This is a genomic window from Streptomyces sp. NPDC027663, from assembly GCF_055566415.1.
In genome coordinates, this window is record NZ_JBVHSK010000002.1 from 560,746 (window position 1) to 581,434 (window position 20,689).

Annotated in this window: 17 protein-coding genes; 5 read left to right on the top strand and 12 right to left on the bottom strand. The window is 70.5% G+C overall.

The window, feature by feature from the left end:
- Positions 1-150: 150 nt before the first annotated feature.
- The gene (locus ACZ4SF_RS07405) at positions 151-1,389 is read right to left on the bottom strand and encodes an amidohydrolase (protein ID WP_468379508.1); all 1,239 of its coding nucleotides are present in this window, start codon (positions 1,387-1,389) and stop codon (positions 151-153) included.
- Between the two features lie 235 nt (positions 1,390-1,624).
- Here ACZ4SF_RS07405 and ACZ4SF_RS07410 point away from each other — a divergent pair, with 235 nt between their 5' ends.
- Positions 1,625-2,278, top strand: coding sequence for a class I SAM-dependent DNA methyltransferase (locus ACZ4SF_RS07410; RefSeq protein WP_468379510.1), 654 nt, complete (start codon positions 1,625-1,627; stop codon positions 2,276-2,278).
- 44 nt (positions 2,279-2,322) lie between these two features.
- Here ACZ4SF_RS07410 and ACZ4SF_RS07415 read toward each other — a convergent pair whose 3' ends face one another.
- From ACZ4SF_RS07415 to ACZ4SF_RS07445, 7 genes are all read right to left on the bottom strand, one after another.
- Positions 2,323-2,850, bottom strand: coding sequence for a hypothetical protein (locus tag ACZ4SF_RS07415; RefSeq protein ID WP_468379513.1), 528 nt, complete (start codon positions 2,848-2,850; stop codon positions 2,323-2,325).
- Between the two features lie 15 nt (positions 2,851-2,865).
- Entirely contained in the window at positions 2,866-4,686 is a 1,821-nt protein-coding gene (locus tag ACZ4SF_RS07420; RefSeq protein ID WP_468379516.1) for an alpha/beta hydrolase, read from the bottom strand.
- Positions 4,687-4,696: 10 nt separating this feature from the next.
- On the bottom strand, positions 4,697-5,152 hold the full coding sequence (locus tag ACZ4SF_RS07425) for a hypothetical protein (RefSeq protein ID WP_468379519.1): 456 nt from the start codon (positions 5,150-5,152) through the stop codon (positions 4,697-4,699).
- A 132-nt stretch (positions 5,153-5,284) separates the two neighbouring features.
- The gene (locus tag ACZ4SF_RS07430; RefSeq protein ID WP_468379522.1) at positions 5,285-6,430 is read right to left on the bottom strand and encodes a hypothetical protein; all 1,146 of its coding nucleotides are present in this window, start codon (positions 6,428-6,430) and stop codon (positions 5,285-5,287) included.
- Positions 6,431-6,479: 49 nt separating this feature from the next.
- Complete coding sequence (locus ACZ4SF_RS07435) at positions 6,480-7,418, bottom strand: N-acetylneuraminate synthase family protein (RefSeq protein ID WP_468379525.1); 939 nt, start codon at positions 7,416-7,418, stop codon at positions 6,480-6,482.
- Between the two features lie 12 nt (positions 7,419-7,430).
- Positions 7,431-8,660, bottom strand: a complete 1,230-nt coding sequence (locus tag ACZ4SF_RS07440; protein ID WP_468379528.1) for a cytidylyltransferase domain-containing protein — start codon at positions 8,658-8,660, stop codon at positions 7,431-7,433.
- Positions 8,661-8,683: 23 nt separating this feature from the next.
- Positions 8,684-10,003, bottom strand: a complete 1,320-nt coding sequence (locus tag ACZ4SF_RS07445) for a DUF6716 putative glycosyltransferase (RefSeq protein WP_468379530.1) — start codon at positions 10,001-10,003, stop codon at positions 8,684-8,686.
- Positions 10,004-10,201: 198 nt separating this feature from the next.
- Here ACZ4SF_RS07445 and ACZ4SF_RS07450 point away from each other — a divergent pair, with 198 nt between their 5' ends.
- Positions 10,202-11,179: a glycosyltransferase family 2 protein gene (locus ACZ4SF_RS07450; RefSeq protein ID WP_468380421.1), complete on the top strand. Its 978-nt coding sequence runs from the start codon at positions 10,202-10,204 to the stop codon at positions 11,177-11,179.
- Positions 11,176-12,510 carry an alpha-2,8-polysialyltransferase family protein gene (locus ACZ4SF_RS07455; protein ID WP_468379533.1) on the top strand — a complete coding sequence of 445 codons (1,335 nt, stop codon included), beginning with the start codon at positions 11,176-11,178 and terminating at the stop codon, positions 12,508-12,510. The genes ACZ4SF_RS07450 and ACZ4SF_RS07455 overlap by 4 nt, the downstream gene beginning before the upstream one ends.
- Positions 12,511-12,692: 182 nt before the next feature.
- Here ACZ4SF_RS07455 and ACZ4SF_RS07460 read toward each other — a convergent pair whose 3' ends face one another.
- Positions 12,693-15,014, bottom strand: coding sequence for a glycosyltransferase (locus tag ACZ4SF_RS07460; RefSeq protein WP_468379535.1), 2,322 nt, complete (start codon positions 15,012-15,014; stop codon positions 12,693-12,695).
- Complete coding sequence (locus ACZ4SF_RS07465) at positions 15,011-16,468, bottom strand: glycosyltransferase family 29 protein (protein WP_468379538.1); 1,458 nt, start codon at positions 16,466-16,468, stop codon at positions 15,011-15,013. Before ACZ4SF_RS07465 ends, ACZ4SF_RS07460 begins: the two co-directional genes overlap by 4 nt.
- A 261-nt stretch (positions 16,469-16,729) precedes the next feature.
- On the opposite strand from ACZ4SF_RS07465, the gene ACZ4SF_RS07470 reads away from it, so the two are divergent.
- Positions 16,730-17,914: an acyltransferase family protein gene (locus ACZ4SF_RS07470; RefSeq protein ID WP_468379541.1), complete on the top strand. Its 1,185-nt coding sequence runs from the start codon at positions 16,730-16,732 to the stop codon at positions 17,912-17,914.
- Here the strand turns inward: ACZ4SF_RS07470 and ACZ4SF_RS07475 are convergent.
- Positions 17,907-18,557 carry a TetR/AcrR family transcriptional regulator C-terminal domain-containing protein gene (locus ACZ4SF_RS07475; protein ID WP_468379544.1) on the bottom strand — a complete coding sequence of 217 codons (651 nt, stop codon included), beginning with the start codon at positions 18,555-18,557 and terminating at the stop codon, positions 17,907-17,909. The two genes, ACZ4SF_RS07470 and ACZ4SF_RS07475, sit on opposite strands and share 8 nt — an antisense overlap.
- A gap of 71 nt (positions 18,558-18,628) precedes the next feature.
- Here ACZ4SF_RS07475 and ACZ4SF_RS07480 point away from each other — a divergent pair, with 71 nt between their 5' ends.
- A complete protein-coding gene (locus ACZ4SF_RS07480; RefSeq protein WP_468379547.1) occupies positions 18,629-19,993 on the top strand; it encodes an FAD-dependent monooxygenase in 1,365 nt (454 codons plus the stop codon).
- Between the two features lie 7 nt (positions 19,994-20,000).
- Here the strand turns inward: ACZ4SF_RS07480 and leuE are convergent, their stop codons facing one another.
- Entirely contained in the window at positions 20,001-20,651 is a 651-nt protein-coding gene (gene leuE / locus ACZ4SF_RS07485) for a leucine efflux protein LeuE (protein ID WP_468379549.1), read from the bottom strand.
- Between the last annotated feature and the right edge of the window lie 38 nt (positions 20,652-20,689).

Below are 20,689 nucleotides of genomic sequence, written 5' to 3' on the forward strand. Positions count from 1 at the left end.
AACCCTCTCGCGAAGCCGTTATCGATTCGAGGCAAACAGCATCTGAACTCGGGCTCCCGGGCCTGTCATCGCGCTGTTGCGGTCCGTGTGCGAATGGCTTGGATACGTGTTGCGCCGGTCAGGGGAACGGCCCCCGAGGGGACCGCCCCCTCAGCTGGGGCTGGTTCCGCCCGCGTCCAGGAAGGCCGCCGCGGTGAACATCTCCACACCGACCGTGATCGCGTGCTCGTCGGCGTCGAAGTCGCCCTGGTGGAGATCCCGGACGACGCGGTCGCCCGGCCGGCGCACCCCGAGGCGGGCCATCGCGCCGGGCACCTCCTCCAGGTACCAGGAGAAGTCCTCGCCGCCCAGACTCTGCTCGGTGCTCTCGACGGACTTCATGCCGCGCCGCGCGACCATGGCCCGGCGCAGCAGTTCGGTGGACTCCCGGTCGTTGACGACGGGCGGCACCCCGCGCATGTAGTTGATCTCGGACTTGGCGCGGTGCAGGGTGGCGACCTCGTCGATGGCCGCATGGATGACGTCGGGCGCGTCCCGCCAGGCATCGATGTCCAGGCAGCGGATGGTCCCGGACAGCTCGGCGTGCTGGGGGATGACGTTCGGGGCATGGCCGCACTCGATCCGGCCCCAGGTCAGGGCGAGGCCGGCGCGGGTGTCGACACGGCGGGCGACGAGCGCCGGGACGTCGACGGCGACGCGGGCGGCAGCGGTGACCAGGTCGGTGGTCAGGTGGGGGCGGGCGGTGTGCCCACCGGGGCCGTCCAGGCTGATCTCCAGCCGGTCACAGGCGCTGGTGATGGGGCCGTGGCGCAGTCCGACCTTCCCCGCGTCGACCTTGGGATCGCAGTGCGCGGCGAGGATCCGGCCGACCCCGTCGAGCACCCCGTCCGAAATGGCGCCGAGTGCCCCACCGGGCAGGACCTCCTCGGCGGGCTGGAAGAGCAGCCGCACCGGGCGGGGCAGCAGGCGCTTGGCGTGCAGGTCGGCGAGGACGAGCCCGGCGCCGAGGACGACGGTCGTGTGCACGTCGTGACCACACGCGTGCGCCCGGTCGGGCACGGTGGACCGGTAGGGGCAGTCGGTCTTGGTGTCCGGGATGGGCAGGGCGTCGATGTCGGCGCGCAGCGCGAGAATCCGTTCGGCCGGCTGCTCACCCTGTGCGAGCCCGATGTCACAGACGAGTCCGGTTCCGGAGGCGAGGACACGGGGCTTGAGCCCTGCTCGCTCCAGCCGCTCCTTGATCGCGGCGGTGGTACGGAACTCCTGGTTGCCCAGCTCTGGGTGCATGTGCAAGTCGCGGCGGAACGCGACGAGTTCGGCGTGCAGGGACTCGCTCAGCACACCGGGGAGCACATCCCCCGCGAGGCCGGCCTCGGACTCTAGGGACATCAATTGCTTCACCCTCTGAAGGGTAGGACGCCCGGGTGGTCAACTACCCCTCGATCAACAAAACTTCAGCCCGTTAGGGGAAGAAAATCTGACCGGCGGACGCATGGCGGCGGACTGTGGTGGGTAAAAACCTTTCTTTCCTTCTTCCACGCATACCACGCATCGCCTGGGTCACGCGCGTCATGTCCACGAACCGGACCCCACGGGGTCCCCCCTGGCGGTAGCGTCCACGGGCGTGAGCGACTCGACCGCGGACTTCCTGCAGACGACCCGCGTCTCCTACGACACGATCGCCGAGGACTACACCGCCTGCTTCCCCGGCGGGCCGGCCCATCCGCTGGACCGGACCCTGATCACCGCCTTCGCCGAGCTGGTCACGGCGAACGGTTCCGCCCCCGTGGCCGACCTGGGCAGCGGCCCCGGCCATGTCACCGCGCTGCTGCACGAGCGGGGTGTCCCGGTCTTCGGTGTGGACCTCTCCCCCGCCATGGTGGCCCTCGCCCGGACGGCCCACCCCGAACTGCGCTTCCACGTCGGCTCGATGACGTCGCTCGACCTGCCCGGCGCCACGCTGGGCGGCATCCTCGCCCTGTACTCCACGATCCACGTGCCCGACGATCACCTGCCGACCGCCTTCGCGGAGTTCCGCCGCACCCTGGTCCCCGGCGGCCACGTCCTGCTCTCGTTCCAGTCCGGCACCGAGCCGGGCCGCCTCCATCTGGCCGAGCGCTTCGGCCACGGCATCGACCTGCACTACTACTGGCGTACGCCCGAACAGGTCACCGAGGCGCTGGCCGGAGCGGGCCTGGAGACGGTGGCGACCGTCCTGCGGGAGCCGGCCGGCGAGGAGACCCGCAGCCGGGCGTTCGTGCTGGCGCGGCGGGAGTGAGGCCGGGCGGAGCCGCGGGAAGTGCTCGAAGCGTCCGATCAGCGCTACAAGTACTCGACCTTCTGGCCCTCGGGGACCTGGTAACAGCCGGAGATGACATTCAGGCTCAGCATCGCCGGATTTTCCTTGGCCATCTGAATGACGTGCACACTGGCCTTCTTCGCGTCGTTGTCAGCCGTGAGCCGCAGGTTCTTGTTCTTGCTGGCGTCCGGCCCGTACTCGACGATCTTCCAGCCGTGCTTCGGCAGTCCCGCCTTGAGCTGTTGCATGGCTGTCTCGAGGTCACCGGAGGACGCCGGGGTGAAGCTCCAGGGGTGGAGGACCCGGAAGTACTTGTCCGGGTCCTTGTCCGCGCACTCGGTCACCGTCGCGCGGTTGTCGGACGTCTTCCCCTTGACGCCGATCAGGTCGTAGATGCCGCTGGAAACGCCCTCCAGCTCGTCTGCGGCGTCTCTCGTCGTGCTCGTGCCGGCGGAGGGGATGTCAGAACCGCTGTCAGTCATGTTGCATCCGGTGAGGGTAGTGAGCGCAAGGGGTATGGCGACGGCGAGGGCACCGAGCTTGATCTTCACGGCGGGGAGTTTCTCCTACTTCACATGATCCCAGGAACCGGGCGGCCCGAACGTGCCGTACGAGGGTTTCAGCTCCACGTTGTCAGACTTCCCCACGACGACCAGCGCCTGGTTCAACAGGCTCTTGGAGCCGGGGTCCCAGTACCCGCCGTGTCCATGGGTGTTCGTCGCCATCTGGTTGGCGCCGAAGTCCTTGTCGCTCGGGATGATGGAGCCGTCCCCGCCGAGGTAATAACGGCCGAGCTCCGGAACCGGGTCCGAGCCGCCCTCCTCGTTCCACACGTGCCCCTTGGGGACGTCCATCTCGTCGGCACCGGACACCAGGACGCCGGGGCTGCCCGCGAAGACGACGTCGTCGGCGTTGAGGGTCCCCTTCTGGGCCGCGGCACCGATGAGGGACGATCCGTACGAGTGGCCGATCACGGTCCGGTGCGGTGGCGTGTCACCGGAGTGTGACGCCTCCAGCCCGTCCAGGAACTTGTTGAACGCCGGCGCACCGTCGTACGCGTAACTGTCGTGCGTCGCGTCCTTGGCGACGACGTCGGGCGCGTCGTAGCCCAGCCAGGTGATCGTGGAGACGGTCTGGCCGCCGGACGTGGAGTGGGCCTCGTTCCAGACGTTGACCATCCGGTTGATGTTGCCTCCGATACTGTTCAGGTCCGACGTCGTACCCGGCACGTAGACGGCCTGGTGGTCCGCCGTGTCCGGGTTCCCGTTGGCCACGATCGCGCGGCCGTCGTCATCGGCGCTGAAGCCCAGCAGGTAGGCCTCGGGGAGCCCCTGCTCACCGGTCCGGTCGAAACGGCTCTGGATGGCCTCCATGCCGTGGAGCGATTTGTCGAGGTGGTCGTACCGCTCACCGTACTTCTCGTGCCAGGCCGTCCATTCGGCGGTGTGGACCCTGGACGACCAGCCGAACTCGGAGATCTCGGTCCACTCGTTCTTCGGTGGCTTCGGGATGGTGTTGAATTCCAGCTGGTAGCGGGCCCGGGTCTCGTCCAGGACGATGCGGTTGGCCTCGTCGCGCACCGTGGAGGGCAAGCCGTCGAGCTTGCCCACGCTGTCGGGGCGCATGGAGACGTAGGCCGCCTGCTGCTCGTCGGTGAGCCCCTTCCACCAGGCCGCGTTGTCCTTCGGGGCGCCGTCCTTGGGCGGCTGCGGAAGCGAGTCGAGGTACTTCTTGCCGGCCTCGCTCACCCCGTCCTGGTCCGACTTCACATCCGACCAGTCCCGGTCCGAGACCTTCAGGTCGTCGTCGGCCTTCAGCGCGCGCAGCTTCGGCGCCCACTTGGCGTCCGCCTCCGTGGCCTCCTGCAAGGCGTCACCGATGCGGTTCGCGAAACCGACCGCCTTGCCGAAGTTCGGGTTCGGGTGCATGTTGATCGCCTGGCGTTCGATCGCCGCCGACGTCGGGTCGGTCATGCTGGTGCTCGGCGACACGGTGTCGCCCTCGGGCACCTTGCCGTCGACCTCCTTGCCGCCCGGCGGGAAGGACACCGAGCCGTCCGCACCGACCGTGCAGCCGGCAGCCTTGGCGTCATCCATGGCCGCTTCGAGCTTCTTCTTGGCCGCGGCCATCTCGAAGGCGAAGGCGTTCAGCGCGGTACTGGCCAGCGCACACTCGGTCTGAACGTAGTGGAAGTTCTGGCCCAGGTCCTTCAGCTCCCGCAGGGCCGCCTCCAACGCCTTGCCCTCGAGCTGGTTGCGCAGACTCGGAGCGATCTTGTTCTCGATCGTGTCCTTGGCCGTGCTCGCCATGTCGCTCGTGGCCCGGTACCCGTCGGCGGCCTCCTCGAACTGGGAGGGCTTCAGCGCCTTCAGCGTCGCTATGTCCATGACCGCCCCGTCACCGGCCCTTCGCCTGGCCGCCGACGGCCTCGGTGTCCGCGTACTTCGTCTTCAGCTTGTCCAGCGCTGCCTGCACATCCCCGTCGGTCTTCGACAGATCGTGCCCGGCACTCTCCATGACCCCGCCGAGATCGACGCAACGGCCCTTCACGTCACCGACGTACTTCTTCCAGGAGTCGTACAGCTCCTTCTGCGCCGCCGCCGACTCACAACCCGACGTCTCACCGAGCCCCGACTGACCGTCGTCCAGCTTGCCCAGTGCCTTGCCGATGCCGTCCTGCAGACCCTTGGTGTCCTCGCCGGCCATCGTCCAGGTCTTCTTGTCCGACCTGAGCTTGCCCGCGGCACCGCTGCCGCCCGGATCCATCGGAATATGGTTCAGCTGCATCTGCGCGGAGCCGTCGGCGCGGGCCGCCGCGTCCGCCTTCAACTGCTCCCACTCGTCCCACGCCATGGCGTGATGTCCCCCGCTTCCCCGTTTTGGCGGACTTCCGCCGCCTCGCGCTTGGACCCGTACACCAGGCAGAAAATCTTACCGGGAGGCGATCACATGGCGCCTGAGTACCCCTACTCAGTTCGGGCCGGGCTAGGCGAGGCTCACCGCCGCCAGCCGGTGGACGTCCCGGGCTGTGCCGGTCACGCCGGACAGGAAGCCCTGGGCCCGCGGGGAGGCCGTGTCCGTGAGCCAGGCCGGGTCGATGTCGCAGACCGCGACGCGGACGCCCGTGCCGGCCAGGGCCAGCGGCAGGGTGTGGACGACCGTGGAGGGGAAGCTGAGGATCGTGCGGCCGATGGGGCCGCGGCGGGCGATCAGCTCCAGGGGGAGGTCCGGGCGGACTATCTCCAGGCCCGTCTCGGCGGCCAGGCGGTGCAGCTTGTCGGCGCTCTCGCGGCGGTGGGCGAAGTAGCGGGTCGCGCCGTGCGCCCTGGCCAGGCTGCGGACGGCCTCCAGATAGCGGTCGCCGTCCACGACCCCGGTCTCCACCAGGGAGGTGCCGACCATGTCCGAGGTCCTGGTGATGCGCGGCGGCCCGAAGCGGGCGCGGGTCCAGGAGAAGTCGTTGCCGGTGACGGTGACACCGTCGGGGACCTCGGTCACCGGCATGGAGGAGAAGACCTCGACGCGGCGGCGGGCGCTCGGGGTGAGGCGGCGCCGGGCGGAGGAGGAAACGGGGGCGAAGAGCAGGTCGCGGGCGCCGGGGCGGCCGCCCTTGCGGTGCCAGCGCACCAGGCGTTCGCCGCGCGCCAGCTGGGCGACGAACTCCATGGTCGCCGTGCCGTCGTCGACCACGACCAGGTCCTTCGCCCGGGTGATCGTGAGCAGCAGCTGTACGTAGCGGGAGAACGGGTCTCCCATCACGATGCGGTCGGCGCGGCGGAGGGAACCCGCCAGGCCGCCGATCGTGTGGAAGGGCGCGGTCGTGCCGCCCCGCGCGTCCTCCCAGCGCACCCGGTACCCCTCGTCCCGGGCCAGGTCGGCCATGCGGCGCAGCTGGCCCCGGGTCATGGGGTCGGTCGGGGACAGGACGACGACGGTGAGCTCCGCGCCGGCGGGCGGCGCCCAGGCCGGCTGCCGCCGGGCCTGCGCGGGCACGGCCGGCCGGGCCGGCTCGGCACCGTGGTGCAGGCCGTGGACGTGCGCCCACTCCAGTACGTTCAGCAGCTGTACCGGGCTCTCCACGAAGGCGAGCGTGTGGGCAGGGTGGCCGGCGTGACCGGCGCGGGGGCTCATCGGCGTACGACCGTCCCGTCGTAGGGCAATCCGTATGGAGTCAGTGCGCTCAGACAGAGACGGGCTCGCCCGCGGCGGCGGCGATCTCCGCCTCGGCGACGACGCCGGCGACGCGGCGCAGCTTCTTCATCGGGCCCATCTCGGAGTCGTAGACCTTCTTGACGCCGTCACCGAGGGAGGCCTCGATGGTGCGGATGTCGCGCACCAGGCGGGTGAGGCCCTGCGGCTCGACGGAGGCGGCCTGGTCGGAGCCCCACATGGCGCGGTCGAGGGTGATGTGACGCTCGACGAAGGTCGCCCCGAGCGCGACCGCGGCGAGGGTGGTCTGCAGGCCGGTCTCGTGGCCGGAGTAGCCGATCGGGACGTTCGGGAACTCCTTCTCCAGCGTGTTGATCACGCGGAGGTTCAGCTCCTCGGCCTTCGCCGGGTAGGTGGAGGTGGCGTGGCACATGAGGATGTTGTCCGAGCCGAGGACCTCGACCGCGTGGCGGATCTGCTTCGGGGTGGACATGCCGGTGGAGAGGATGACCGAGCGGCCGGTGGCGCGCAGGGCGCGCAGCAGCTCGTCGTCGGTCAGGGAGGCGGAGGCCACCTTGTGGGCCGGGACGTCGAACTTCTCCAGGAAGGCGACGGCCTCGGTGTCCCACGGGGAGGCGAACCAGTCGATCCCCTTCTCCTTGCAGTACTCGTCGATCTGGCGGTACTCGTCCTCACCGAACTCCACGCGGTGGCGGTAGTCGATGTAGGTCATCCGGCCCCAGGGGGTGTCGCGCTCGATGTCCCACTGGTCGCGGGGGGTGCAGATCTCGGGGGTGCGCTTCTGGAACTTGACGGCGTCGCAGCCGGCCTCGGCGGCGACGTCGATCAGCTTGAAGGCGTTCTCCAGCTCACCGTTGTGGTTGATGCCGATCTCGCCGCAGATGTAGACGGGACGGCCGGGGCCGACCTCGCGCGAACCGAACGTACGCAGACGGGAGTTGGTGCTCATCAGGGGGTGTCCTTACTTGGGGAGGGAATCGAGAGAGGGGCCGAGGATCCAGCTGGCGATCTCTCGGATGGCGCCGTCACCGCCGGGAACGGTGGTGACCGCGCGTGCGGCGCCGCGTACGACGTCGTGAGCGCTCGCGACCGCCACGGGCCAGCCGACGAGGGCGAAGCACGGAAGGTCGTTGACGTCGTTGCCGACGTAGAGCACGCGCTCCGGCGCGATGCCCTGCTCCTCGCACCACTGCTTCAGTGCGAGGTCTTTCCGGTCGATGCCGTGCAGCACGGGGATCTGCAGCTTCCGTGCGCGGGCGGCGACCACCGGATTCTGTTCCGTGGACAGGATCAGCAGCTTCAGGCCGCTCCTGCGGAGGGCCGCGATACCGAGCCCGTCGCCGCGGTGCACGGCGACGAACTCCCGTCCGTCGGAGTCGATCAGCACCCGGTCGTCGGTCTGGGTGCCGTCGAAGTCGAGCACGACCGCGTCGATGTCGTCGGCGGTCGGCAGCGCGCCGGGGCGGTCCGCGTCGAAGAGCGGCGCGAGGGCGCGGGCGCGGGCCAGGTCGTGCGGGTCGTCGATCTCCAGCACCCGGGCCGGGTCGGTGCGGACCAGCTCGGTGTGGCCGAAGAAGCGGTGGCTGTGCTTGCGGAAGCCGGCTGCGTCCATCGCGTAGGCGGCGCCGGTCTCCAGGAAGTCCTGGGGGCGGTCCTGGCGGCGCGGGCGGTAGGACTTGTCGTGGTTGACGCCGACCCCGCCCTCGGACTCGGAGCCGGCCTCGCGCCAGACGAAGCCGTGGAAGGGGGCCACGGTGACGGCGGTGTCGGCGCCGTTCTCGGCGACCGCGGCGGCCACCCCGTCGATGTCCTCGCGGATCAGGAACGGGCTGGTGCACTGCACGAGCAGCACCACGTCGACGGAGGCGCCGTGCAGCGTCTCGTGGGCGTCCATGGCGTGCAGGACGGCGGCCTCCGAGGTGGCCGTGTCGCCGGCGATGGCGGCGGGCCGCAGCACGACCTCGGCGCCGGCCTCCCTCGCGGCTGCGGCGATGGCCTGGTCGTCGGTGGACACGACGACGTCGGTCACCAGCCGGGTCGCGCGGCACTCGCGCACCGCGCGCGCCACCAGCGGGACACCGCCCACGGGAGCGAGGTTCTTCGCGGGCACGCCCTTGGAGCCGCCGCGTGCGGGGATCACCGCGAGCACCCGGCGGACCGAAGCGCCTGAGCCTGCTGCCGAGTCGGTCATGGGGTCTACTCCTTGGGAAGAGGTCACAGCTCGCCCATCCGCCGGATCACCGGGGCGACCCGCTGGACGCCGTGGCGGTAGGCGCCGCGCGCGGCGCGGCGCACGATCTGCCGGACGGCGCCGGGCGCCTTGTCGGCGGCCGGTGCGCCGGGCAGCGGGGAGCCGTCGGGGCCGAGGTGGTGGCGGGCGAGGATGCCGGGCAGATAGCCGGGCGCGGTCTCGGGGGTGTAGTAGGGCGTGAGGGGCGGCAGCCCTCCCGGCCGGTCCAGCAGTTCGGCGATGCGCTCGCGGGCGGTGTCGAAGGCGTTCGCGTACGAGCCGTCGGCCGCCACGCCCTGCCGGGCCACCCACTCCTCGTCCGGCACCGGCCGGTGACCGGCGTCGAGCTGGTCCCAGGAGGCGAGGCAGCCGGAGCCGGTGAAGTGGTGGTTGCCGAGCACCTCGCGCACCCCGAGGTCGGTGAGGACGGCCGTGGGGACCCTGCGGTGCAGGGCCTCCAGGGCGGCCGTGGAGCTGACCGTGACCAGCAGGTCGGTGCGGTCCAGCACCTCGCCCATGTGCCCGTACACCAGCTGGAAGTTGGCCGGCAGGTCCTTGCCCTGGGCCAGCTTCTGGTACGGCAGCTCCTCGATGTGGGTGGTGTGTTCGCCGGGCTTGGACCGCAGCTTGAGCAGCACCTCGCGTTCGGGGTGCTTGCGGGCGTGTTCGATGAGGCGGTCGAGCAGGTAGCCGCGGTCCCGGCGGTTGTCCGGCACGGACGGCTGGACCGCGAACACCACGGTGTAGGGGTCGTGTTCACCGGTGTACGGTTCCCCGCCGAGGAAGGGCAGCGCGACCTCGGTGACCGAGGAGGCGTCGGCGCCCACGCCCTCGTACACGGCCCGGAACCGGTCCGCGTCGTGACGGGAGTTGGCGAGGACGAGGTCCGCGCCGTGCCGCAGCAGCAGCCCGTCGGCGAGCTTCTCGTAGACGACGCCGACATAGCCGGTGACGACGACGGGACGCTTCCCGGAACCCCAGGCGGCGCGCAGCCCGTGCAGCATCGCCTGGACTCCGCCGCCGACCAGGGCGAGGACGAGGATGTCGTACGGGTCCTCGGAGCGTTCGGTCATCGCGCGCAGGAACTCGACGCCGGTGACCTCGCGCAGGGAGTCCGCCTGGACGCCGACTTCCTGCAGCTGGCGGGCGGTGGGGGTGGCGCGGCCCCGCAGGAGGTAGCCGTCGAGCCGGACCTCGGCAGCCGCGGGAGTGAGACGCTGCGCGGTGAGCGCGCCCCACTTCCACCGGGTGTCGGAGTCCGCGATGACGGCGACCCGCAGGGACTTCGTTGCACTTGCTGGCACGTCGAAGACGCTAGGAAGCGATTCCGAGGATCCGCCCAACCAGAATCCAACAAACGGTTAACAGCACATCGCCGAATGGCGAATCGGCCCGGGATCGCACCGGAAATAAGCCCGGTTCACAGCTTCGCCACGTGTCGTTCACCCAGTATCAAGCAAGCCGTCAAGACGAATGACGGGCTGCGCCCTAACGTCCCTGACGTGGTCAAGCTCTCCGTCATCGTGCCGTTTTACAACGTGCAGCAATACGCGCCCGACACACTCAGGAGTCTCAGGTCGAACGCGCGTGAGGACTTCGAATTCATTCTCGTCGACGACTGTTCCCGCGACGGGACACCAGAGATTCTCGCGCGCGCGGAGCGCGAGCTGCCGGGCGCGGTGTTCGTCCGGCACGAGCAGAACGGGGGGCTGGCGACCGCGCGCAACACCGGCATCGACCGGGCGAGCGGCGAATACCTGACCTTCCTGGACGGCGACGACTGGCTCGCCCCCGGCTACTTCCCGAAGCTGCTCACGGCCATCGAGGAGCTGGGCTGTGACTTCCTCCGCACCGACCATGTGCAGTGCACCGCCCGGGCGCGCAGCGTGCACCGGGTGCCGGTGGGGCGGCGGAACACGGTGCTGAACCCGCGGGAGGCGATCCTGCCCGCCGACCGGTCCACCTCCGTGGACTACGCCTACGCCTGGGCGGGCATCTACCACCGCCGGCTGGTGGACAGGGGTCTGCTGCACTTCACCGACGGGCTGCGCACGGCCGAGGACCGGCCGTGGATCTGGAAGCTGCACCGGGAGGCGGAGTCCTTCGCCGCGGTGAGCCTGCTCGGCGTGTTCTACCGGCGTGGGGTCGCCTCGTCGCTCACCCAGATCGGTGACGTACGGCAGCTCGATTTCATTCGAGCGTTCGATCAGGTCATCGCGGAGACCGCGGCGGATCCGGAGGCGGGCGCGCTGCTGCCGAAGGCCGTCCGCACCTATTGCGCGATCATTTCCCATCACCTGGGATCCATCGAAAGGTTCGAGCCAGCGGTGGCGAAGAAACTGAAATCCATGAGTGCCGCCGCGCTGCGGCGCATGCCGCAGGACGTGCTGGACGAGGCGCTGGACTCCATGGACCTGCAGCGCGCCACCAAGCTGCGCCGGCTGCGCCGCCGTCCCGCCCCCGCGGGGGTCGCCGCGTGACCACCCAGATCTTCCAGGCGTCGACGCTGTACGGCACGGCCACGCTCGCCGCCGCCCTGGACTCCGGCTGCTTCCGCCCCGCCGACCGGCGGATCCTGCTGGTCTGCAACAACGCGGCCACGCCGGAGACGACTCCGGCACTGGACGAGATGCCGGGCTTCGAGCGGCTGCGCGACCGGTTCGACGACGTGGTCTCGTACAACGAGGCGATCTTCCCGTTCCACCCGGGCGGCTGGGCGCCCCGCGGGGACGATTCTCCGCTCTGGGAGCGGTACTTGCGTCACGAGTGGCGGCTCGGCACCGACGACGTCGAGCTGGCCGTCGAGTCGATCCAGGTCAACCCGTCGCTCGCGCTCGCGCAGATCTTCACCGGTGCGCCGGTCACCGTCTACGCCGACGGCCTGATGAGCTACGGCCCCACCCGCAACAAGATCGACCCGCTGGTCGGCACCCGTGTGGACCGTGTCCTCCACCTGGACCTGGTGCCGGGCCTGGAGCCGCTGCTGCTCACGGAGTTCGGCGTGCCCGGCGAGATCGTGCCGACGCCGGCCTTCACCAAGGTGCTGGCCGCACTCGCTCCGCTCGGCGACGAGCTGCCCGGGATCGAGGAGCCCGCGCTGCTGCTCGGCCAGTACCTGTCGGCGCTGGACATCCTCACCGCCGAGCAGGAGGAGAACCTGCATGTGCGGATGCTGAAGGGCGCGGTCGGACTCGGCCACACCAAGGTGGTGTTCAAGCCGCACCCGTCCGCCCCGGCCCGCTTCACCCGGTCCCTGGAGCAGGAGGCGGAGAAGCTGAAGGTCGAGCTGACCGTGCTCGACACGCCGGTGCTCGCCGAGGTGCTGTACCAGCGGATGCGTCCGGCGCTGGTCGTCGGCTGCTTCTCCACCGCCCTGCTGACCGCGTCCGCGCTGTACGGCCTGCCGGTCGCCCGGGTGGGCACCGAACTGCTGCTGGAGCGGCTGACGCCGTACGAGAACAGCAACCGCATCCCGGTCACCCTCGTGGACGCGCTGCTGCCGGACGTGTCCGACAAGGCGGCCGTCGCCGGGCAGCGCCCGGGCATGGACGTGGAGACCCTGGGCTCGCTGGTGCGGGCGGTGGGCTTCGCGATGCAGCCGAAGATCCTGCCGAGGCTGCGCGGCGAGACCGAGGGCTGGCTCGCGAAGAACCTGGACGAACGGACCCTGCGCTACTTCAAGCGCAAGCGGCTGACCTCGCTGGCGCTGCCCGGCGGAGTGCCCGCCCAGCTGTCGTTCATCCCGCGCAACGCGACGGTGCGCCGGGTGGCGCGCAAGGCGCGCAGTCTGCGCAGAGCCGTACGACGCTGACGCCACAGACCCCGGCGGCGGAGAGGCTGACGGCAGAAATACCCATGCCTCAGACGTCGGCGCCGACGCCGACGCCGACGCCGACGTCTACGCCTGCGCCTGCGCCGCGCCGGTGAGGCTGACGCCGGGAGACGCCGAGACCGCGGATGGGCGGGCCCGCTGCCGGGCCCGCCCTTCGCGTCTCACCTGCCGAGGACGGTCCGGATCCGGGCCGCGTTCTCCTGGGTGACCTTCCACAGCAGTTCCTGCCGGTCGTGCACGTCGGCGACGGTCCGGCTGTGGTGGTCGAGGATGTGCAGGGCCCGTTCCGTGAGCACGGCGCCGAGGTTCTTCTCGTGGACGGAGACGCCCCACTCCGGGCGCTCGATGTCGCTGAGGAAGTACGCCATCTTCGAGTGCGAGATCAGGCTGACGATGGGCGTGCCGACGCCGAACGGGATCATGCCGGCGTGCCCGCGCATGCCGATGACCAGCCGGGTCCTGGCGTAGGTCTCGCGGATCTCGTCGTTGTCGAAGTCGTACATCGGGATGACCGGCAGCGAGATCCCGTGCTCGCGGCGCAGGTCGAAGGCGATCCGCTCGTCGTCCAGGGAGTGGGCGACGCACCGGACCTCGGTGTGGGCGCCGATCGCGCGGACGGCCTTGGCCAGCTCGGCCAGGAAGTGGCCGTAGTCGTGGCCGAAGCGCAGGCCCGCGCGGTCGTAGGCGGCGTTGAGCAGGACGGTGTCCTCGCGGTGCAGCGGGTCGCTCCAGCCGGGCAGCAGCTGGCGCATGACCGTGGTCGGGCAGGGCTGGAAGACGACCTTGTCGTGCAGCTCGGCCGGGAGCAGTGAGCGGACCCTGGCGATGGAGCCGTGGTTGCGCAAGCCGAAGAAGGCGGACTTCTCCACCAGCAGCCTGAGGCTGTCGTTGAACCGCCGCGCCCGGTACGACTGCCCGTCGAAGGCGTTGAAGCCGACCGCGAACACCATGATCGGTACGTCGATGGCGTTCAGGTGCTCGTCCGGCACGTTCCACTGCCAGGCGCTGTTGCCGTTGGGCATGGTGTCCGGGATGAACAGTCCGCCGCCGCCGATGACCAGACCGCGCCGGGCGTTGACGCGCTCCAGAGCGGCACGGTCGAACAGCCGGTGCGCGTGGACGGAGTGCCAGCGCCGGGAGGTCGTGTCGGCGCCGAAGGCGAGCCGGACGGTCTCGGGCAGCAGCTTGTCGCCGGCGTTGCCCTGACGGTCCATGTAGAACGCGACGTGGGCCAGCTGGTCCTCGGCGGCGCCCTGCTCCTGGGAGGGCACTGCGGCGGCCCGCTGGGCCCACAGCCGGCTGGAGCGGTGGGTGGGGTCGACGGTGAGGCCGGCGGTGGCGTACCTGAGCGCCTCGGTGTTGTCGCCGTGCACCCACGCCATCTGCGCGAGGCGGGAGTAGGCGGTGGCGGCCCGGTTGGGTGCCGCGGTGGCCAAGAGCAGCTGGGTCCTGGCCTCCTCGTGGCGGGAGACGCTCAGCAGGGCGTGGCCGAGGATCTCGTGCGGCCAGGCCTCGTCCAGCGGGATGCGGACACTGCTCAGGATGTCGACGGCGTCCTGGTACTCGCCGGCCGCGATGTGCGCGGCGGCGACCTTGCGGGCGGCCTCCACGTCCGCGGTGCGGCGGACGTGCGGGGTGCCGTAGTGCACCAGCAGGTCGTGGTGGTGGCCGCCCTTGGCGAGGTAGGCCGCGTGGAACTCGGCGTCGCTCAGCTCGAACTCGCGCCAGCGCTCCTCGGCCTGGGCGTACCCGCTCTCGCCGCCCTGCCAGGGCTTGTGCCGGCCGGTGAAGTGCAGGACGGCGGTGTCGTCCGGGACCGGCAGGTCACCGGACAGGCGCCGCTTGACGAAGTTGTAGCGGGCGTCCAGGCGGACGAAGTCACCGTCGAGGACGGCGTTGAGGATGCCCTGGTCGTGCTTGTCCAGCTCGTACGTGCCGGCGCGCCCGACCCGGTCGATCTTCGCGCAGAACGCGTCGGAGAGGTACTCGCGCTGGATGACCAGCAGCCCGGAGTTGAGTTTGTGCTGCCCGTGGAAGAACTGCGGTACGGCGGCGAGCCCCTCGCGCAGGGTCAGCAGCTCGCCCAGGTCGCCGAGGACGACCATGTCGGTGTCCAGGGTGATGACCGTGTCGTAGTCGCGGATCTTGAAGACGTCGAGGATGAAGTACGCCTTGCGGACCAGGTAGTTGTCCTGGTCGCCCTTGGCGAAGGAGTCGTAGTGCCCGGCGTCGACGCGGCGCAGCACGATCCGGGGGTGCAGGGCGCGGATGCGGGCGATGGAGGACGGCTTCAGGTCGTCGTGCAGGACGACGAAGTCCTCGCAGACGCCCGGGTTGGACAGGGCGAGACTGCGCAGCAGGGCGAGGAAGCCGGGCAGGTAGTTCTCGTCGACGAACGAGGCGAAGGCGATCCGGCGCTTGCCGGTGAGCGCAGCGCCGGAAGAGGAGGTGGTGTCCGGTACTACCGGGGTGCTGGTGATCATCGCAGGGATATCCTCATGTCGGTCACGCTCTGGGCCCGCTCCATGACCCATGCCTTCTCGCTGGTGTATTCGTGCACGGAGGTGATGGTGAGCTTCATGGCCTCGGGCACGCGGTAGGCGCCGGACTCGTAGAAGTCGAAGCCGATCAGGTCGAGCTTCGGGCTGACGTCCAGGAAGTCGAGCAGCCACAGCATGTTGAAGCCGGTGGTCGGGATGGCGGACCACGCGTCGGCGCCGAGCCGGCCGATGTTGCGGACGGGCCAGCGCAGCGACTCGTCGCCGAGGTACTGCTGGGCGCCGGGCACCAGGCGGTTGCGCAGGCTGTGCTTCCAGTCGCCGGAGACGCCGCCGAAGACGAGCCGGGTGGTGACCGGTCTGTCCCAGTTGAAGCCGTGCTTGTGGATGGTGGCGTGGATGTCGGTGCGGCTGCCGGTGTGCTTCGGGTCGATCCGGTACGAGTTGAAGCGCACGACGAGGTCGTAGCCGTCGATCTCGGCGCCCATCGAACTCGCGCCGACCCGCCCGGAGTTGGCGACCAGGCAGACCGACTTGCCGGTGATCTGGTTGCGGAACTCGCCGAGGCCGATCCAGTGGACCCCGCCGATGGTGGGGTCGGCGACCGGGCCGCGCATGCGGACGCGGCGCTGCTCGGCGTAGAGGGCGATGACCTCGGTCAGGTCGTCGCCGGGGATGCCTGTGCGCAGGTCCAGGTACTGGCTGAGCAGCTCCTGCCGGTCGGCGACCGGGGCCTCGTCGGCGGCGAGCGCGAGCAGCGCGCCGATCAGCCGGGGTTCGGCGGCCGCCCAGTCGCCGGCGGCGTGCAGGGCGAGGCCCTCGGCCCAGACGTCGGTGGCGGGTCCGGTGGCGAACCCGACGGCGCGCGGGCACCCGCGGCGCAGCAGGTCCAGCAGCTCGCGCTCCCGGTCGCCGGCCAGGCGCAGGCCCGCGACCCGGGCGGCGACGCCGAAGCCGTCCTCGGTGGTCAGCTCCAGGTAGCGCTGGTAGGCCTCGACAGCCTCGCGTTCCTCGCCGAGCGCCTCCAGCACACGGGCGCGCAGCCGCCAGCCGGCGCGGGAGTTCCTGCGGTGGGCGAGGACGGTGTCGCTGATCTGCAGCGCGAGGTTCAGCTCGTCGCCGTACCCGCATTCCAGGGCCTTGTTGGCGACGGCCAGCAGGGCGTCCAGCAGGTCGGGGGCGATGCCGCCGGCCGGGGCGGCGGCACCCTTCACGGCCCGCTTGAGCAGGGCGGTGGCGCCGCCTGCCGGGGCGGGTGCGGGGGTGGTCGCGCCGGTGGTGCTGAACACCACGAGCAACTTGCGCAGCTGCTCGGCCAGTTCCGTGCGACGACGGTCGAGACTGCCGACGAGCTTGCCGCTGTGCACGGCGCATGCGTGCAGGCAGTCGTCCAGCTGCCCCTCACGCCCAGGTGTCCGCCGGTTCTGGACCCTTGTCATAGCTCTCCTGATGTGCCAGGCACACATAGCTTTCACGGCCGTGTGCCATGCGTTTACCGAAGCGTGGGGGTGGATGGAGAAACTAGGAAGGCAAAGCGACATTCGGGTTAACTGATCAGGGCACACAAGCGAATGGTTGGCTCGTCAACCAAGTCATTTCTGTGATTTGCCCAGGTGACGGCGAAAGCCGCTTGGCATCTTGGTGACGTTCACAAAAAAATCCGAGATGAGTAACGTTTGTTCGGGAAGATGTCGAGCACCATGTCCTCTTCGCCCTCCACCCTCGCCGCCGTTCCGGCTCCGCCGGTCCCCGGGACGGCCCCTGCCACCCCTGCCCGCGGCGGGCGCCAGAACCGTCTGCAAGCCCTGGACGGCCTGCGGCTCGTGGCCGCCCTGATGGTCTGCCTCTACCACTACGCGGGGCGGGGCGGCCCGGTCTCCGCGTCCTGGCACCAGACCCCGGCCCATGTCTTCCCGACTCTGTCGCAGGCGGCCACCTACGGCTGCCTCGGCGTGCAGTTCTTCTTCGTCATCAGCGGTTTCGTGATCTGCATGAGCAGCTGGGGCCGCTCCCTCGGCGACTTCTTCCGCTCCCGGGTCGCCCGCCTGTACCCCGCCTACTGGGTGGCTCTGGTGCTGGTGACCGCGGCGGCCGTCGCGCTGCCCGTCGTCGTCCACCCGGTCCGGCCGGACGAGTTCCTGGTCAACCTGACGATGTTCCAGCAGCCCATGGGCGCCCACCGGGTGCTCGGGGTGTGCTGGACGCTCTGGGTCGAGGTGCGCTTCTACGCGCTGTTCGCCCTGCTCGTGGTCGTGCGCGGGGTCACCTACCGCCGCGTCGTGCTCTTCTGCTGCGTCTGGACGCTGGCCGCGGTGGTGTGCCGGACCTCCGGGAACGCGCTCACGGACCAGTTGGTCATGCCCGACTACGCGCCCTTCTTCATCGGCGGGCTCGCCCTCTACCTGATCCACCGCTTCGGCAGCGACCTGCTGCTGTGGGGCATCGTCGCGGTGTCCTGGCTGCTCGGGCAGAGCAACGCCACGCGCGGACTGTGGCATCCCGGCGCACAGGGCGACTTCCACCGCGAACCGTGGGTCATACTCGCGATCGTCACCCTCGCCTTCGCCGCCGTCGCAGCCGTGGCGCTGGGCTGGACACGCCGGGCGAACTGGCCCTGGCTGGTCACGGCCGGCGCGCTGACGTACCCGTTCTATCTGGTCCACGAGCACCTGGGCTGGTTCGCCATCCGGGTGCTGCACCGCGGTCTCGGCCTGCCGGCGTGGCCGACGCTCGGCGCGAGCATGGCGGGCATGCTGGTGCTGGCCTGGCTGATCCACCGGTTCGTGGAGAAACCATTCGGCCCGCGGTTGAAGAAGGCGCTGAAGCGCACTCCGGCACTGTCCCGGGAGTTCGGCTCACCCGCGGGCGGCAAGCCCCTCAGCTGATCCCGTACCGCGCCGCCACACCGGCGACGACCAGCGCCAGCCCCTCCTCGAACTGCTGGTCGAAGCCGTCGAAGAGCAGGTTCCCGGCCTCCGCCGCGAGGGGGAACCCGGCCAGGCGCCGGGCGCGCTCCTCGACGTCGTACCCCTCCCGTCGCTCGCCCGGGAGGGGCTGCACGCCCTGTTCCTCGGTGACGAACCCGAGGGTGTACATGTGCGCCGTCCGGCCCGCGTCGACCGCCTGGGCGAGGGTGAATCCGGCCTCCGTCAGCAGGCGCAGGTTCGCCTCCAGGTCGGGGGCGTGGTCCGTGCCCGTGAAGCGTGAGCCGCTGAAGACCCTGGCCCCGTCACGGTAGTCCAGCAGCGCGGCCCGCAGCCCGCGGTTGATCTTCAGCAGCCGCTCCTGCCAGGTGTCGGCCGGGTCGAGCGCACTGCCGGTGACCATCCGCCGGTACATCTCCGTCGCCATCTCGTCCAGCAGCGCCTGCTTGTCCTTGAAGTGCCAGTAGAGGGCGGGCGCCTTGACGTCCAGCTCCCTGGCGATGGCCCGCAGGGTCAGGCCGTCCAGGCCGACCTCGTTCAGCAGCCGCAGGGCCGTGTCCGTGACCCGTCCGCGGTCCAGGGGCGCGCGTCGTTCCGTACTCACACTTGACAGCTTAACAGCGTTAAGGGCACGCTCGTCGGCGACGGCACTTAACGACGTTAAGGGGAGTTGTGATGGATGTTCTGATTGTGGGGGCCGGCCCCACCGGTCTCACCCTCGGCATCGACCTGGCCCGGCGCGGAGTGGAGGCACTCGTGGTGGAGCGGGCCGACGGACTCTTCCCCGGCTCCCGCGGCAAGGGGCTCCAGCCGCGCACCCAGGAGGTCTTCCACGACCTCGGCGTGCTGGACGCTATCCGCGCGGCGAGCGGGCCCTACATCAACCGGATGATCTGGAAGGACGGCGAACGGCTCGGTGAGCAGTCGATGTTCGAGACGGTCGAGGCGGACGAGGGCACGCCGTACACCGACCCGCTGATGATCCCGCAGTGGCGCACCCAGGAGGTGCTGTACGCGCGGCTGCTGGAACTGGGCGGCCGGGTCGCCTTCGCGCGCGAGGTGACGGGCCTGACGCAGGACGCGGACGGCGTGAGCGTGGCGTTCGCCGACGGTACGGTGCTCCGCGCGCGGTACGTGGTCGCGGCCGACGGAGGACGCTCGGCGGTGCGGCGCGCCGTGGGCGTCGGCATGACCGGGGAGACCGTCGACCCGGCACCCTTCGTGGTGGCGGACGTGCGGCTGAACGGCCTGGACCGGAACCACTGGCACGCGTTCCCCGAGGACGACGGCAGCGCCCTCGCGCTGTGCCCGCTGACCGGCACGGAGGACTTCCAGCTGCAGGCACGTCTGCCGGAGGACTCGGTACCGGACCTGTCCGCCGACGGCATCCGGGGGCTCGTCGCCCGGTACACGCACCTGGACGCCGCGGACGTGACCGAGGTGCGCTGGGTCTCCGACTTCCGGCCGCGGGCGGCGCTCGCCGACCGCTTCCGGGTGGGCCGGGTCTTCCTCGCCGGCGACGCGGCGCACGTGCACTCGCCGGCCGGCGCGCAGGGCCTGAACACCAGCATCCAGGACGCCTACAACCTGGGCTGGAAGCTGGGCGCGGTGCTGCGCGACGGCGCACCGGACGCGCTGCTGGACACCTACGAGGAGGAGCGGCGGGCCAACGCCGCGGCCATGCTGGAGCTTTCGACGAACGTCCACCGCGGCCGGGTGCAGCGCGGCAGGGCGACCGTGCAGCTCGGACTGGGCTACGGGGAGTCGTCCCTGAGCGTCGAGACCCGCGCGGCCGCCGGCCCGGTGCGCGCGGGCGACCGGGCGCCGGACGGCACGGTGGACGGCGTACGGCTCTTCGACGCGTTCCGCGGACCGCACTGGACGCTGCTCGGGGCGACGGCGGCCGCGGTCCGCTCCCTGCCGGCGCCCCCGGAGTCCTACGGCCCCGGTGTCTTCCTGGTCCGCCCGGACGGGTACGTCGGCTGGGCGGGCGGCACGGCGGACGGCATCGAGACCTACCTGGCCGAGGTCGGTCTCTGAGCGTGCACTACGCGCCGGCCAGCGACAGCTTCACCGCGAACCCGAGGAACAGGGCACCCGCGGCCGAAGTGGCCGTCGCCGACAGCCGCTTGCGGCGGCGGAAGGCGGCGGCGAGGCGGGTGCCGCCGAATATCAGGGCGCTCAGGTACAGGAAGCTGGCCACCTGGGCGAAGGCGCCCAGGACGACGAAGGACAGGGCCGGGTAGGCATAGCCCGGGTCCACGAACTGCACGAAGAAGGCGACGAAGAACAGGATCGCCTTGGGGTTGAAGAGGCTGACGACGAGGGCACGGCGGAAGGGCCGCTCGTCGGTGCCCCCGGCGGGCGCGGCGTCCTCGACGGTCCTGTCCCGCCGCGTCCGCCACATCTGCAGCGCCGCCCGCAGCATCCCGAACGCCAGCCAGGACAGATATCCGGCACCGGCGTACTTCACGATCCCGAACAGCACGGCGTTGGCCTGCAGCAGTGAGGCGACTCCGGCGGCGGACAACGTCATGAGCACCGTGTCCCCGCACCACACGCCGGCCGCGGCGGTGTACCCGGCCCGCACGCCGCGCCGGGCGGCCACCGAGAGCACGTACAGGGAGTTGGGACCGGGCAGCAGAACGATCAGAGCGAGGCCTGCCAGGTAGGTGGGGAGGTCGATGACGCCGAACATGGAAAGGAGTGTCGCACGGGGGTACGACAGCCGGTCGG